This is a genomic window from Shewanella sairae (assembly GCF_023283535.1).
Taxonomy (GTDB): Bacteria; Pseudomonadota; Gammaproteobacteria; order Enterobacterales; family Shewanellaceae; genus Shewanella; species Shewanella sairae.
Map to the genome: position 1 here is coordinate 96,637 of NZ_JAKILT010000013.1, position 14,295 is coordinate 110,931.

The 14,295-nt window shown below is 44.2% G+C and carries 10 protein-coding genes; 6 read left to right on the forward strand and 4 right to left on the reverse strand.

The window, feature by feature from the left end:
- Positions 1-6 precede the first annotated feature (6 nt).
- Positions 7-417: a ribonuclease E inhibitor RraB gene (gene rraB, locus L2748_RS07805; protein ID WP_220778727.1), complete on the forward strand. Its 411-nt coding sequence runs from the start codon at positions 7-9 to the stop codon at positions 415-417.
- Positions 418-493: 76 nt separating this feature from the next.
- Here the strand turns inward: rraB and L2748_RS07810 are convergent, their stop codons facing one another.
- Together L2748_RS07810 and L2748_RS07815 are read right to left on the reverse strand one after the other, a co-directional pair.
- A complete protein-coding gene (locus tag L2748_RS07810) occupies positions 494-1,465 on the reverse strand; it encodes a sensor domain-containing diguanylate cyclase (protein ID WP_246616068.1) in 972 nt (323 codons plus the stop codon).
- A 13-nt stretch (positions 1,466-1,478) separates the two neighbouring features.
- Complete coding sequence (locus L2748_RS07815; protein ID WP_220778725.1) at positions 1,479-2,474, reverse strand: response regulator; 996 nt, start codon at positions 2,472-2,474, stop codon at positions 1,479-1,481.
- A gap of 370 nt (positions 2,475-2,844) precedes the next feature.
- On the opposite strand from L2748_RS07815, the gene L2748_RS07820 reads away from it, so the two are divergent.
- A complete protein-coding gene (locus tag L2748_RS07820) occupies positions 2,845-3,651 on the forward strand; it encodes a crotonase/enoyl-CoA hydratase family protein (RefSeq protein ID WP_220778723.1) in 807 nt (268 codons plus the stop codon).
- A gap of 189 nt (positions 3,652-3,840) precedes the next feature.
- Positions 3,841-4,332 (forward strand): YqhA family protein, encoded by a 492-nt coding sequence (locus tag L2748_RS07825; RefSeq protein ID WP_220778721.1) that lies wholly within the window; start codon positions 3,841-3,843, stop codon positions 4,330-4,332.
- Between the two features lie 26 nt (positions 4,333-4,358).
- On the opposite strand, the gene L2748_RS07830 is transcribed toward L2748_RS07825, so the two are convergent.
- Positions 4,359-5,261 carry a DUF3530 family protein gene (locus L2748_RS07830; RefSeq protein ID WP_246616067.1) on the reverse strand — a complete coding sequence of 301 codons (903 nt, stop codon included), beginning with the start codon at positions 5,259-5,261 and terminating at the stop codon, positions 4,359-4,361.
- A gap of 117 nt (positions 5,262-5,378) precedes the next feature.
- Complete coding sequence (rapA, locus tag L2748_RS07835) at positions 5,379-8,285, reverse strand: RNA polymerase-associated protein RapA (protein WP_220778719.1); 2,907 nt, start codon at positions 8,283-8,285, stop codon at positions 5,379-5,381.
- A 330-nt stretch (positions 8,286-8,615) separates the two neighbouring features.
- On the opposite strand from rapA, the gene L2748_RS07840 reads away from it, so the two are divergent.
- The 3 genes from L2748_RS07840 to L2748_RS07850 all read left to right on the forward strand — a co-directional run bounded on the left by L2748_RS07840 (position 8,616) and on the right by L2748_RS07850 (position 14,222).
- Positions 8,616-10,010: a PhoH family protein gene (locus tag L2748_RS07840; protein ID WP_220778717.1), complete on the forward strand. Its 1,395-nt coding sequence runs from the start codon at positions 8,616-8,618 to the stop codon at positions 10,008-10,010.
- 179 nt (positions 10,011-10,189) lie between these two features.
- A complete protein-coding gene (locus L2748_RS07845) occupies positions 10,190-13,894 on the forward strand; it encodes a response regulator (RefSeq protein ID WP_220778715.1) in 3,705 nt (1,234 codons plus the stop codon).
- Positions 13,895-14,051: 157 nt separating this feature from the next.
- Positions 14,052-14,222, forward strand: a complete 171-nt coding sequence (locus L2748_RS07850; protein ID WP_220778917.1) for a hypothetical protein — start codon at positions 14,052-14,054, stop codon at positions 14,220-14,222.
- The last annotated feature ends 73 nt before the right edge of the window (positions 14,223-14,295 follow it).

Here is a 14,295-nt window from a genome sequence, read left to right on the forward strand (position 1 = left end):
TCATCGATGTCTATTGAACGTCAGTTAAAAGAACAGAAACAAGAAAACAGCGAAATCGTTGAAGCGATTCTTGCAGATGGTTCGTTACCAGATGCCGAGTATACGATTGAGCATCACTTTTCATCGACCAACTTCGATCGTTTAGAAAAAGCGGCTGTAGATGCATTCAAGCTTGGTTATGAAGTGAATGATGCAGAAGAAATGGAACTAGAAGATGGTTCTGTGATCTACTGTTTCGACGCTGTCGCTAGTCACGAGCTTAATACTGATCTGCTAGATGAAGCGTGTGAAAAGATGATCACACTGGCTGCTAAGCAAAAGATTGATTACGACGGTTGGGGCACTTATTTCATTGACGAAAATGGCGAAGAAGTCAGAGACGACGATGAATATGATGACGAAGAGCCGCTACACTAATCCTAATTTCTAGTGTCTGATATTCATAAAAATGCCCATCAATAGATGGGCATTTTTATATGGATTATACTGTTGGCTACTGTTGAGTCACACTGCAGTTACGGCCAGATTCTTTAGCTTGGTATAGCGCCTGGTCGGCTTGAGCTAACCAAATATCACTATCTGTCATATCAGGTTTTATATCGCAGATCCCCAAACTGATAGTCACTTTAATCAACTGCTCTTCATACATAATCTCAGATTGTTCAATCTTCTTACGTAAGCGCTCAGCAAAGAACAAGGCATTAGCTGCAGGCGTATTCGCGAGTATCACCCCAAACTCTTCACCGCCATAACGTCCAGCACAATCGGTTTCACGCAGTGACTTTTTAATAATGTGCGATACATTTTGAATGACCCTGTCACCAGCCTGATGACCATAGGTGTCGTTTATTGCTTTAAAGTGATCGATATCGAGCATAACTAAGCTGGTTTCACTGCCATAGCGGGCATAGCGGTCAAACTCTTTTTGTAAGCAGTGTTCCCAGTGGCGGCGATTATAGAGCTGACTTAATCCATCGACTTGGCTCAGGTATTCTAAGCGTTCGTTTGCTGATTTTAGCTGGAGCTTATTGATAGCTACATCAGTTACATCATACACAATCATGCTGATATGAGTGATCTCACCCGTTAGCGATGATAACGGCAATAAGGTGACATTTTGGTACATGAAGTCCGCTCTACCGGTTATTGGACGGTAGTTTTTAAACTGGAAAATAAAAGGTCGTTGTTCCCAGCTAATAAAAGCACGGTTTTCCAGTAGGTAAACCGACTCCATTTTTTGTTTTAGCCATTTAGCAGGTAGGTAATCAAACTGTTCAAACAGATTTTTACCCTTAATTGAATTTGGGCTTACACCACTGTGGTTTTCCATAAAACCATTCCACAGCTGAATGTTAAAGTCACGATCGAGTACCACTAAACCTACTTCTATGGTCTGTACCATATCGATTAGCCAGTGGAGTTCGTTCATTGCACTGTTGTCTGCTGCTTTCTGATCTGTTGCCATCCTAATATCCATTTTAATCTAGCAAGTAGCCGAGTTTGTTGTTGAGTGTCGGCAAAGAATCTTCTGTAAATAGCAGCAAAAGATCGCACTGAATATCGTGATCCTCAATGCTGTAGTTGATCTCCATCGCCAGTGTACGGCTCCATTTATCAGAGTTCTCGCTGATCAGGTGATTGACACTGCAGTGCCTGCCTAAAATCACTGGATGGCTCTGGCTAAACTTCATATGAAGTTGTTCAGAGATCCCATTGAGAAAGGCGCCAATAAGCACATTGGCTGTGTCGATCATCACTTCTAGTTCAGTTTCTTCATCTTCAGGGTTTTCAAGCTTCATCAGCTTAGCCATATCCTGAAATGATGAGTCATGGAACAAGAGTAGCGCTTCACCAGCAACGCCTGCACCAATAAAGCCTTGGCAAAGTGCCGATACGGTACCGTAATCCTCGGTGGCTTTAAGGGTCATCGTTAGCTCGCTGACTTCGAGCACATTGACGTTAGGAATAGGAAGTTTAACAAAAACGTTTAAGAGTTTAGCTAGCAGGTCTGCAGCGCGACCCATAGCAACGTTAGCCACTTCTTGGCAAGCATCACGTAGGTCGACTTCGATCATAGGTGCTTGTTGTTCTTGGCCACCTAGTGCTAATTCTAAAATGCCGTATTCTTGTAAAATATGGCTAATGGCGTCCGCACTGACAGGTTTTTGGATAAAGTCGAGGGCGCCCAAGCTCTTCACTCGTTCATGGGCTTTAATTTGAATATCACCAGAAACAACGATAACCAGAGCCGGTAGGTCTTCCCTTTGAATGGCTTCTAAAACTTGATAGCCGTCCATGACAGGCATATTCAAGTCGAGGAATACCACTTCCCCTTTGCCTTCACGAATCGCTTCTATACCCTCTAAGCCATTGGTTGCATATGTGATCTCTACATCCCACTCTTTAGGGAGAGTACGCGCCATCTGCTTTCTGGCAAGGGCTGAATCGTCACAAATTAGTATCGGGAGCGGCATTATTATTATTGTTTCCTATTATCCATCTTTTATTTTGCTTGGTTGTCATCAATTTTTACCAGCGAGCTCTCTGCTGTTCTAGTGCCGCTATGATTAAAGCAATTGCATTTTTTCGCTAATACACTAATGCATATTTCGGTGATATATCTTTGGGCGTTACCATTAAATTTAGCGTTATAACATTGCCTTACAGTAGGCAGATAAACGATATCGCCCGATTATTCATTATCAATCTGTTAATGGAAAGATATATTTTGTGACAGTAAAATGACGCTCGTCATTTTTTTGCATATGTTATAGCTATTAACGAAAGAAACCAAATATGTTAACTTGCCATCTGGACTGACCACTTAGCAAGAAAGGACGCAAAATGACTTATGATTTAGTTAGTATGACTAAAAAAAATGGTATTGCTTATGTAAGCCTAAATCGACCAGATAAGTATAATGCACTGAATTATAAGCTATTCAAGGAAATGGATCTCTGTATTAAACAGCTTGCAAAAGATAAATCATTGACTGCAGTCATTCTTTTCGGTGCAGGGGGAAATTTTAGCTCAGGTTTGGATGTAAAAAGTGTGATGAAGTCGCCATTAGACGCAGTTCGATTGTTATTTAAGTTATTGCCGGGTAATGCAAATTTAGCGCAGCGTGTGTCTATTGGTTGGCGCCGACTGCCTGTTCCTGTCATCGCTGTTATGGAGGGGATCTGCTATGGCGGTGGAATGCAAATTGTTCTAGGAGCTGACTTTAGAATCGCTTCACCCGCTTGTAAAATATCGATTATGGAAGCTAAGTGGGGTTTAGTACCCGATATGGCAGGCTTGGCTGGCCTTAGAGAGTTAATGCCAAAAGATCAGGCGCTTATGTTGACCATGTCTGCAGATATACTGACTGCAGAGCAAGCTTTAGGGTTTAATTTAATTACGGCTATAGAGCCAGACCCCATGGCTGCAGCAACGGCACTCGCCACTAAGCTATCTCAAACCTCTCCTGATGCTAATGCGGCAATTAAAGCCAGTATTAACAAAAACTGGTCAGCTTCAATTAGGCAGTTACTCAGACGAGAATCCTGGTATCAAGTACGTTTATTACTTGGAAAAAATCGTATAGTTGCTGCCATTAGGCAAAGCAAAAATCCTCAAAAAAATTATCGTGATAGACAGTCCGGCTGGTAAGTTTTCTTGATTGTTTAAAGTGTGATCTAGTTCACGAAAATCCATGTTTTTAGTGTGGTGAAGCAAGGCTTATTTTACACTCGCGCCACATTCAATAAGCTAAAGCAAAGTTAATTGCATTTAGCTTTTTGATTAACAAGGTTATTTTCAAATAAAGCCATCATTTATACTATTGGGATCTTAATACTCATGCGTGAACTTTTTGAACGTTTTCTCTGGAGCAGCCGTTTATCGGTAATGTTTGGTGTATTGTCATGCATCATTGCGGCTTTTGTTGTTTTTGCTATGGGCTTGAGAGACGTTGTCCACATGATTGAGCTGATTTTGGGCTATATCTTCAGTGGTAGTCACGCTGTACGAAATGATTTAGTGATGGTGGTGGTTGAGATCTTAGACACTTTCCTTTTAGGCGCGGTACTACTGATTTTCGCTTTCGGTTTATACGAGCTGTTTATCAATAATTTAAAAAGCGCGAGTAGCAGCGAAGCTGGCGGTAAGATTCTGATCATAAGTAGCATTGATTCACTTAAGAGTAAGCTAGGTAAAGTGATCTTAATGATGTTGATTATTAAGGTATTCTCATTCTTTACTGATATGAAACCAACCTCAATGCTCGACCTACTCTATATGGGGATTACCGTGGTCTTGATTGCTGGCGCATTAAAGCTAAGTAAAGACTAAATTCTTAGCCGATTTACTAATAAAGCCTATCCATTTGGATAGGCTTTATTGATCCTGGCACTGAAACCTTTAATCAGGTTGAAGGTGTTTTCCCAAGAGACCTGCAGTGACAGATCCAGTGCTAGAATTTGCTGACTGTAGCGAGTCGGGGCATTTTCAGGTGCTAAAGTTAATCTTTGCTGTTGCGTCGCGAGGGATTCACTACTGCCATCCTTTGATTGCAGATCGAGCACTGGCACATTTAAGGCGGTAATTTTTTCGGCCAATAACTTGTTGACGCTGTCTATGTCGCTGTAAGGGTTGATCACAACCAACATATTTGGTGGTGGCAATCGCTTAGCGTTAAGTAACTCAGTGACTAAATTGGCGCTCTCTCCAAAAGCGATAATCATTCGCTTACCGCTAAAGTCTTTGCCTAAACTATCTAGCTGGCTCATGGAGTTCAGCATAAAGTCTTGCTGTTGCTGCTGGATCTTTACGAGTTGTTCCTCGCTATAATCTGGGGTTTCTTGTGCAGCGACTTGAGTGTTGCTTTGCTGCCCAGCTTTGGCTATTTCATCGGCTTGAGTTGCAAAGTAAGGTGGTTGACTGACGCTGGCTGGCGTCAGCGCAAGTGTTGCCCAGCCAGCATAGTTTAGCTGGTGACGTAGGAAATTGGCCGCGCCAGGTGCATCTGCACGGTTAGAAAAATCAGGAACGATGATTGCCAAGCCATGTTTTTTCTTGCCTAACCAAGGACGCAGCAGCGCAGGCACTTCTTGGTCATTAACTTGTAGTTGTTTAACTTCACTTGTGGGTAAGTAACGGTAATCAGCCGTCGTCAACTCAGCGGCTAAGGCCGTTGCCGAACTGAAAACACTCCAAGCGAATACACTCATACTTAGTGCGATTAAAGCAAAGCGCTTAGATAGAAAAAAAGAAGACTTCATCTTGGCAAACAACCTCTTATACCCACAACATAGACGATGGTAAGCGCAACAGTATATACACTTAGCGGCCATAAAAAAGCCCCGACAAGTCAGGGCTCTTTATTTGTAGCGGCTAAATTAAGCGTGGCTAACCAATACTAATCTAATCGCATCAAGCTGTAGCTTGCTACTGTCTAGGTAACGGTTTAGTTCGCTCATCTGCTCACTCAAGTGGCTTAGCTCTTCATCACGGATATTAGGGTTAACCGCTTTTAGGGCTTTTAAGCGCTCAAGCTCACCTGATAGCTGGCTAGTCATCTTCTCGCGTGCGCACTCTGTTAGTGTACTTAGCTCTGCATTGGCAAAGGTTTCTGCTTTAGCAAACAGTGGGTGCAAGATAGCTTGTGACGCATTCACTAGCTTACTGGCGATATGACGGTTTACCGCGCTTAACTGCTTATTAAAGCTTTCATAAGTCACGTTGTCTGACAGGTTATTGCCGTTTTTATCTAACAACACGCGAATAGGTGTTGGTGGTAAGTAACGGTATAGCTGGCTCGACTTAGGTGCAGACGCATCTGCTAGGTAGATAAGCTCTAAGAACACAGTACCCGCTGGTAATGCCTTGTTCTTGAGTACTGCTACGCTTGTCGTACCTGTTTCTGATGAGGTGATTAAGTCTAGACCCGTTTGCACCAATGGATGCTCTTGGGTGATTAGGGCGATATCATCACGAGACAACGCCATTTCACGATCGAAAGTAACAGTAATACCGTCTTCTGGTAAACCTGGGTAGGTCGGGAACATCATGTGTTCACTTGGGTGCAAGACAATCGCGTTTTCGCCGCTATCTTCTTGCTCTACACCAATAATGTCCCACAGGCGAATCACCGAGCCAATTAGCTGAGTATCTTCATCTTTTTCCGCTAGGCTTTGTACTAACTTGTTAGCACGCTCACCACCGTGAGAGTTGATCTCAAGTAGTTTGTCTCGGCCTTGCTCCATCGCCAGTTTAAGTTCTTGATAACGGGTCTTAGTGTTATCAAGTAAGCTGGCTAGGGTCTCTTCATCATTATTCAACAAGGTTTCTAGTAACTCACCAGAAAACTCGTTAAATAGAATGTGACCACTTGGGCAAGTGCATTCAAAGGCGTTCAAACCTTGGTGATACCACTCAGTTAATCTTTCTTGTGCGGTGTTGGCTAAGTAAGGCAGGTGGATCTCAACATCGTTCTTTTGACCGATACGGTCCAAACGACCAATACGCTGCTCTAGTAGATCTGGGTTTAATGGCAGATCAAACAATACTAGATTGCTGGCAAACTGGAAGTTACGACCTTCAGAGCCGATTTCACTACAGATCAGCGCCTGAGCACCACCGGTTTCTTGGGCAAAGTAAGCACCTGCTTTATCGCGCTCAATAATCGACATGCCTTCGTGGAAGACGGTCGCTTGAATACCTTCACGGGTGCGCAATGCTTCTTCTAAGCTCAATGCTGTTTCTGCTTGGCTTGCAATAATCAGCACTTTCTTGCTGCGGTTGTTCTTTAGGAAGTCAATTAGCCAATCAACACGTGGATCGAATTTCCACCATGCCGCACTGCCGCTATCAAAATCTTGGTAGATCTTTTCAGGGCTAAGCACTTGGCGCACTTTAGCGTTAGTGTCTAAATGCTTGTTCATCATCGAGCTAACACGGTAAGCCGTCACATACTGCTCAGGCATCTTTTGCGGATGGGTGTGCAAAATACGCTGTGGAAAGCCTTTAACCGATGCGCGGCTGTTACGGTATAGCACGCGGCCAGTACCATGACGGTCAAGCAAGTCTTGCAATAAGCCATCGCGCGCTTGGAAGCGGCTGTCGGCATCGGCAGACTCATCTTGAATTAATGCGATATTAGCGCTGATATCTTTTTCAGATAAAAGACCCGTTAAACTAGCAATCGCTTCAGCTGATAACTGCTCATTAGAGGCAAGGGCATCGGCAGCAGTTGCTACGTCTTTGTAGCTGTCTTCTTCTTTCAAGAAAGCTTCGTAGTCGTAGAAACGATCTGGATCTAGCAAACGCAGACGCGCAAAGTGGCTCTGGTGACCGAGTTGATCTGGGGTTGCTGTCAATAACAGTACGCCTGGGATCTCTTCACTCAAAGCTTCAACAATTTGGTAAGCACGGCTTGGCGCTTCTTCGGACCACTCTAGGTGGTGCGCTTCATCGACAACCATTAGATCCCAGTCAGCATCTAAGGCTTGATCTAAACGGCGTTTCTTACGCAATAGATCTAGCGAACAGATCACTAACTGCTCGGTGTAGAAAGGGTTGTCATGATCGGCATAAGCTTCAACACAGCGGTCTTCATCAAATACTGAGAAACGCAGGTTAAAGCGGCGCAGCATTTCAACTAACCACTGGTGGCGCAGGGTGTCTGGTACGATAACCAAAATACGCTCAGCACGACCGGTCAGTAGTTGCTGATGGATAATCAAACCTGCTTCAATGGTTTTACCTAAACCCACTTCATCGGCGAGTAATACGCGTGGTGCAAAACGTTGACCCACTTCGTGAGCGATCCACTGCTGATGCGGGATCAATCCTACTCGTGGCCCTTGCAGTCCTAACAAGTCTGATGTGGCTAGCTTATTGCGAAGCTGCTGACATTGGTAACGCACGTTAAATCTATCTAAACGATCGATTTGACCGGCAAATAAACGGTCTTGTGGTTTATTGAAACGGATATTGTGATTCAGCAGAGTTTCGCGCAGGCTCACTTGTTCGCCTGTTTCGTTATGAGTGCCGTGGTAAATAATCAGTGAATCTTTTTCTTCAACTTCAGTAACGGTAAGACTCCACTCTTCGTGGCTCTCTACGCTATCGCCTGGGTTGTAGATAACACGTGTTAGCGGGGCTTCGGTGCGAGAAAACAATCTATTTTCGCCAGTGGCTGGGAAAAGAACGGTCACCATACGACCTTCAACTCCAACAACGGTACCTAAACCTAATTCTGATTCGGTGTCACTGATCCAACGTTGACCTAAGGAAAACGGCATTTAAAACTCTCATATACTGGGTGAATCACAAGGGGCGCGTATGTTATACCAATCGCGAGCATATTGAAAATTGAACCCGCTAATATTCGCCTTAATCTGAAGTAATAGTGTACTAAATAATCAGTTGCTCTGAAGTATTTTTTTGTGTCATGCCGCAGTCATACAGACTTGTTATCAATGGAAACTTATAGATAGCTGCAAAAATTTATGCAGAACATTGAAGCCGATGGTTATTGGTGGCAATATGATATTACGCGTTAACATATCTGTAACCATAAATAGGAGCTGGGCTTATCTTGTAATTGATACTAATGCACAATTGGAGGCGCCATGGAACAAGACGACAGAAAGTTGTTTGTACTGGATACCAACGTATTACTGCATGAACCTTTAGCGATTTATTCCTTTAAGGAACATGACGTAGTCGTACCAATGACAGTTCTGGAAGAGCTGGACCTGATTAAGGATAGAAAACGAGACGTCAGCCGTGATGCTCGAGTCGCAATTAGAGCATTAGAAGATATACTGGGTGGAAAAACCACGCCCGAACAGATTGTTCAAGGCGTACCACTGCCGAGCCGAGAAGGTCACGGTGATGTATCTGGTACCCTTTCTATTTTCCCCGACCATCAAATCGAATTCACCATCGGCAGCATGCCAGGTGGCAACAATGATAACCGCATCATTAACACTGCATTGCATCTACAAGAGTTACACCAACCGCGTAAAGTCGTACTCGTTACCAAAGACATCAATATGCGCCTTAAAGCTAAGGGTGCGGGTATTCAGCGAGTTGAAGATTACCGTACTGACCAGCTTATCGATGATATTCGTTTTTTAACCAAAGGTTTCCATCGTATTGAAGGTGACTTTTGGGCCCACACTGATGATGTCAGCACTGAAAGCGATGGCCGTCATACGGTGCATAGTGTGCCGCTGGATAAACTTGGCGATGATATGTTTTACACCAATCAGTACCTGCTAGATGAAGGTAGTGAGTTCTGCGGACGTATTATTGAAAAAACGCCTACTGAGCTTAAGTTCTTAGACTTAGGTCAAGAGCGATTGCTTAACCTTGAGGCTTGGGGAATTAGGCCGAAGAATATTTATCAAGGTATGGCGATGCAAGCGTTGCTGGATCCAGACATTGATCTGGTGATTTTAACCGGCCCCGCAGGTTGCGGTAAAACATTGTTAGCGATGGCGGCTGCACTTGAATTGGTAGTTGAGCAGGGTAAGTATGAAAAGGTTATTGTTACCCGTAACACGCCTGAGATTGCTGAGTCGATTGGTTTCTTACCGGGCACCGAGGAAGAAAAAATGGCGCCATGGTTAGCGGCTATTACCGATACCCTTGAAGTACTGCATAAGAATGATGTCAATCCTAGTGGTAGCATGAACTACATTATGGATAAGGCTAACATTCAGTTTAAGTCGATAAACTTTATGCGCGGTCGCTCGATTCAAAACTCGGTAGTATTGCTCGATGAGTGCCAAAACTTAACCGCGTCACAGATCAAAACCATGATCACGCGTATGGGTGAGGGCACTAAGTTGATTTGTAGTGGTAACTTGGCGCAAATTGACTCCAATTATCTTACCGCAGTGACCTCTGGATTAACCTATATTGTCGAACGTTTTAAAGATTTTGATGGCAGTGCAAACGTCTACCTAAACGGGGTTGTACGCTCGCGTCTCGCTGAGTTTGCTGAAGAAAACCTATAGCTAATATTGTTTTCTAGAATGATTGATTAGGGCCTCACACTCGTTGAGGCCTTTTTTAACTTTTAAGTTACATTTTTAAGCTATTATTGAAAGCTATCTTACTGATATTATTAACTCAGAAGTCCTGTATTTGCATGGCACATTGAGATTAAGCTCAACAGAGCATACCAAGGGTTTAAATGAAACGGATTGAGCCGACTCTTCAACTAAAGTCAACGATTCAGAAAAACTATAATAGAGCAGTTTTTTACACCTATATTGGTGTAATTATCATGGCTTCGGTGACTGCTTGGATGTCTTTTGACCGACAGAAGGCTCAGCTTATTCAACAAACAGAAGAGCTAGTAGAGCGTCATGTTTTGCAAGTCGACTTATTGCTTGAATCGAGTATTCGCGCGGTGCAGAGTTTACGTAATGTTGCGGTTGATCACCTGCGTCTTGGCGAGTTAGTGCGTAAGGATCGCCTACCTCAGTATGAAAAGTTTAACGAAAGCGGCCAGTTTTTTACCCTAGAACCTACCTATGCCAAAAGTGGTGAGCCCTTTACCAATATGGGCCGTATTACCGGGGCGGGTTCACTCAATGGCCGTAGTGATAAGTTTTATCAAGAGCTGGAAATGCTGTTCGAGTTATCACTGTCTTTTCCTGTGGCAAATGAGGCTGCACCTAAAGCTTCCTCTATTTATTACATCTCCAAGCGACGCATCATGTCGTATTTCCCGTGGCCGTCAGATGAGCAAAGATTTCGGGATGAGCTACTGAATAAGAAACAGTTTCAGTTAGTGACACCGTCTAATAATCCGCAGCGCAGTGTGGCATGGAGTCCGGCTTATGTTGAACCGACAGGTAAGGGCTTGCTGACGACCTTAGGTGTACCGATTTATCTAGAAAACGAGTTTATTGGTTCGATCAATTTAGACATGACTTTAGCCTCGCTGCGTAAGCAAATTCGTTTGTATTTTAAAATGCCCGGTACAGTGATATTGCTTGATCAAAATAACAATATTTTGACCCACAGCGACATCGACACGTCTGATGTTAATCGGGTTTATCATATTAGCCAAAAGATCCCATCAGAATTACATTCAATTCCAGAGTCAGAGCTGTTCGATGCCCATGAAGGCATTATTCGTAATGGCTACTATATTCACTCGGTGGCACTGCATAACGCGCCATGGCGCTTACTGTATCTGCAAGATGTTGATGAGCTATTTAAAGATTCGTGGGAAAAATTAGAGCTGACCTTCTTACTCGTAGTATTGGCGTTATCGATTCTGGTGACCATTGTTCACTGGCAGACTCGTCGCTCGTTTGTAAACCCTGCGTCGCGTTTATTGACTCACCTAGAGCAATGTTCTGCTGAGCCGATTAAGCCGCCAGAGAAAATCACGGTTGGCTGGGCGCCTTGGTTCCAGTTGGTCAGCCGGATTTTTGAAGAAAACAAACAATATACGCGCCATCTTGCCGAGCAAAATCGTCGTCTTGATAAGCTAGTCGCCCAACGTACCGAGCGACTAAAAGACACCACTGAGCGCCGCGAGCAAGAATATGCCTTGCTACGTTCATTGCTGGATTCTATCCCTGAAGCGATTGTGTTTAAAGACAAAGAAGGCCGCTATTTAGGCTGTAATAAGTCGGCTGAACGCATGCTAGGCTTTAGTGAAAGTGAGATGATAGGTCAGCTTTCTGATGCGTTGACGCCTGATGAGCAAGCGGTACGTATTCGCGCTGAAGACGAGCGGGTACTTACCGACAGAACACCACTGCGTTATCAAGAGAAAGTGGAAATTGCCGGAAAACCGGTGCTGCTCGACGTACTAAAAATTCCATTCTATAACCGCCGTGGTGAATTACTGGGTTTGATAGCCGTTTGGCGTGATGTTACCCGCGAATATGAATCTGCTGAGCAGCTGCGTTTGTCAGAAGAACGTTACCATTTAGCCATGGACGCGGTAGAAGATGGCCTGTGGGATTGGTATTTAGACTCTGAACAAATTATCTGTAATCCAGCCTATTACTCAATGTTAGGTTATAAGGTCAATGAATTCCCAGCGCTGGTTTCAACCATTGATGAGCTAGTGCATCCAGACGACTTGATCCGTGTGCAGGAATATCGTGAGCAATACCTCGCAGATCCTATTGGTGCTTACGATATTGAATTTAGAATGCTCGGTAAGAGTGGTGAGTACCATTGGTTATTATCACGTGGTCGAATGGTGGAGTTCACCCCGAGTAACCAACCAAAACGTATGGTGGGTACTCACAAGGATATTACTCGCCATAAACGTAACGAAGTGGCGATGCTAGAGGCCAAGCAAGATGCGGAAATGGCCAACCTGTACAAGAGTGAATTCTTGGCCAACATGAGCCACGAGATCCGTACGCCAATGAATGCGATTATTGGTATGTTGCAGCTGGCCCAGCGCACGTCATTAACGGCGCAGCAAAAGGACTATCTGGAAAAAGCCGGCTTCTCAGCCCACTCATTGCTGCGGATCATTAATGATATTCTTGATTTCTCTAAGATCGAAGCCGGTAAGCTTGAGCTAGAGCGTGTGGCATTCCCACTCGATAAAGTGTTGGATCACGCACTGGATCTCAATGCATTGAAGGCTCAGGAAAAAGGCGTTGAGCTACTGCTTTATGCGCCAGTTACCGCAGGACTGATCTTAGAAGGCGATCCGCTGCGTCTAGGTCAGGTGTTGATTAACTTATTGTCCAACGCAGTCAAGTTTACTCAGTCGGGTGAAATTGAGCTAGGTTGTGAAGATGTGGGTGAGCGCGATCATCGCATTACGCTTAAGTTCTGGATCCGCGATACCGGTATCGGTATCACCAAAGAACAGCAAGCCACGTTATTTGACGCCTTTGCTCAGGCTGATGGCTCAACCACACGTAAATATGGTGGTACCGGGTTAGGCCTATCTATCAGTAAGCATTTGGTGTCTATGATGGGCGGTACCATGCAAGTGGAAAGTGAAATGGGCGAAGGCAGTACCTTTAGCTTTACCATTAGCTTTGAGATTGCAGAAGAAGCAGAGGTGATGCCATTAGTTGTACCAGAGACTTTGGGCAACCTTAAGACCTTAGTGATTGACGATAACCCTACCGCGCTGCAGATTTACTCGAGCGTGATGCGCGACTTCCATTTTGACGTCGATACTGCAGCCAGTGGGCCAGAAGGCTTATATAAGCTAAGCAAGAAGCCAGTTGATCTGCTGTTACTTGATTGGATGATGCCAGAAATGGACGGCGTTGAGGTGATTAAAGAGATCGACGAAATGGTCGCCGATGGCCGCCTAAGTAAACGACCTATCATTATGATGATGACAGCCTATGCTGCGGAGCCGATGCAAAAAGATGTTGCTGATGCCAACGTTTATGCGCTGCTGCAAAAGCCGTTTAAGGCGTCATCCTTATTCGATGAGATCATCTCAGCTTTTGCCGATGAGCCGAGCTTAAATCCGCTACCAGAGGTGAGTGAAGAAGAGTCTGATAATGACGCAGGTTATGTACTGCTGGTGGAAGACAACTTTATTAACCAGCAGGTTGCTACCGAGTTACTTAAGAGTGCGGGTTACACCGTTGATGTGGCAGAGAACGGTCAAATAGCGCTTGATATGATTGATAAAGCTAACTATGACGCGGTATTGATGGACATTCAGATGCCAGTGATGGACGGCTTAACAGCGACTAAAGAGCTGCGTAAGCGTTATTCTCCTGAGCAACTCCCTGTGATTGCCATGACAGCCCATGCTATGTCTGGTGATAGAGAAAAGAGCTTAGCAGCCGGTATGAACGCGCATATTACCAAGCCGATTGTTTTGACTGAGCTGTTTGATACCTTAAGCCACTGGATAACAGAATGTGGCAAAAAGTCATGAAGCATCAAACAACATGATTCTTACTTAAATTGACCAAGATAGGCTTGCTTACCTGTTAGCCTATTTATTAAGCTAGCCATTAAAAATTAATAATAACAATAAAGGCTATGGTCACTAGACCAATGCGATAGCTCACATTAAAGATCAAGGAGATCAAATGAGACCCTACAAGCTCGCGCTGGCAATAGCACTTGCCGTTGTGCCCATAACCAGCGCTGTGGCTGCCACCACAAATACTGCAACGATTATAAAGAAAAGTCAGGCAGCAACAGGTTTCGTTAATCTGTTTTATGAGCAAGCCTCTGGTGACTGTCTAGTCCTAAAATAGGTTGACGGTTTTTATTAAGCCAGTTGGTACTCCCAACTGGCTTTTTCATGCACCTCGTTTGGGGTTTTCATTC

What these genes read in the sequence shown, in the direction of transcription:
- rraB (WP_220778727.1), top strand. Translation starts at nt 7, where the DNA reads ATGTCTATTGAACGTCAGTTAAAAGAACAGAAACAAGAAAACAGCGAA.
- L2748_RS07810 (WP_246616068.1), bottom strand. Translation starts at nt 1,465, where the DNA reads ATGGCAACAGATCAGAAAGCAGCAGACAACAGTGCAATGAACGAACTC.
- L2748_RS07815 (WP_220778725.1), bottom strand. Translation starts at nt 2,474, where the DNA reads ATGCCGCTCCCGATACTAATTTGTGACGATTCAGCCCTTGCCAGAAAG.
- L2748_RS07820 (WP_220778723.1), top strand. Translation starts at nt 2,845, where the DNA reads ATGACTTATGATTTAGTTAGTATGACTAAAAAAAATGGTATTGCTTAT.
- L2748_RS07825 (WP_220778721.1), top strand. Translation starts at nt 3,841, where the DNA reads ATGCGTGAACTTTTTGAACGTTTTCTCTGGAGCAGCCGTTTATCGGTA.
- L2748_RS07830 (WP_246616067.1), bottom strand. Translation starts at nt 5,261, where the DNA reads ATGAAGTCTTCTTTTTTTCTATCTAAGCGCTTTGCTTTAATCGCACTA.
- rapA (WP_220778719.1), bottom strand. Translation starts at nt 8,285, where the DNA reads ATGCCGTTTTCCTTAGGTCAACGTTGGATCAGTGACACCGAATCAGAA.
- L2748_RS07840 (WP_220778717.1), top strand. Translation starts at nt 8,616, where the DNA reads ATGGAACAAGACGACAGAAAGTTGTTTGTACTGGATACCAACGTATTA.
- L2748_RS07845 (WP_220778715.1), top strand. Translation starts at nt 10,190, where the DNA reads ATGAAACGGATTGAGCCGACTCTTCAACTAAAGTCAACGATTCAGAAA.
- L2748_RS07850 (WP_220778917.1), top strand. Translation starts at nt 14,052, where the DNA reads ATGAGACCCTACAAGCTCGCGCTGGCAATAGCACTTGCCGTTGTGCCC.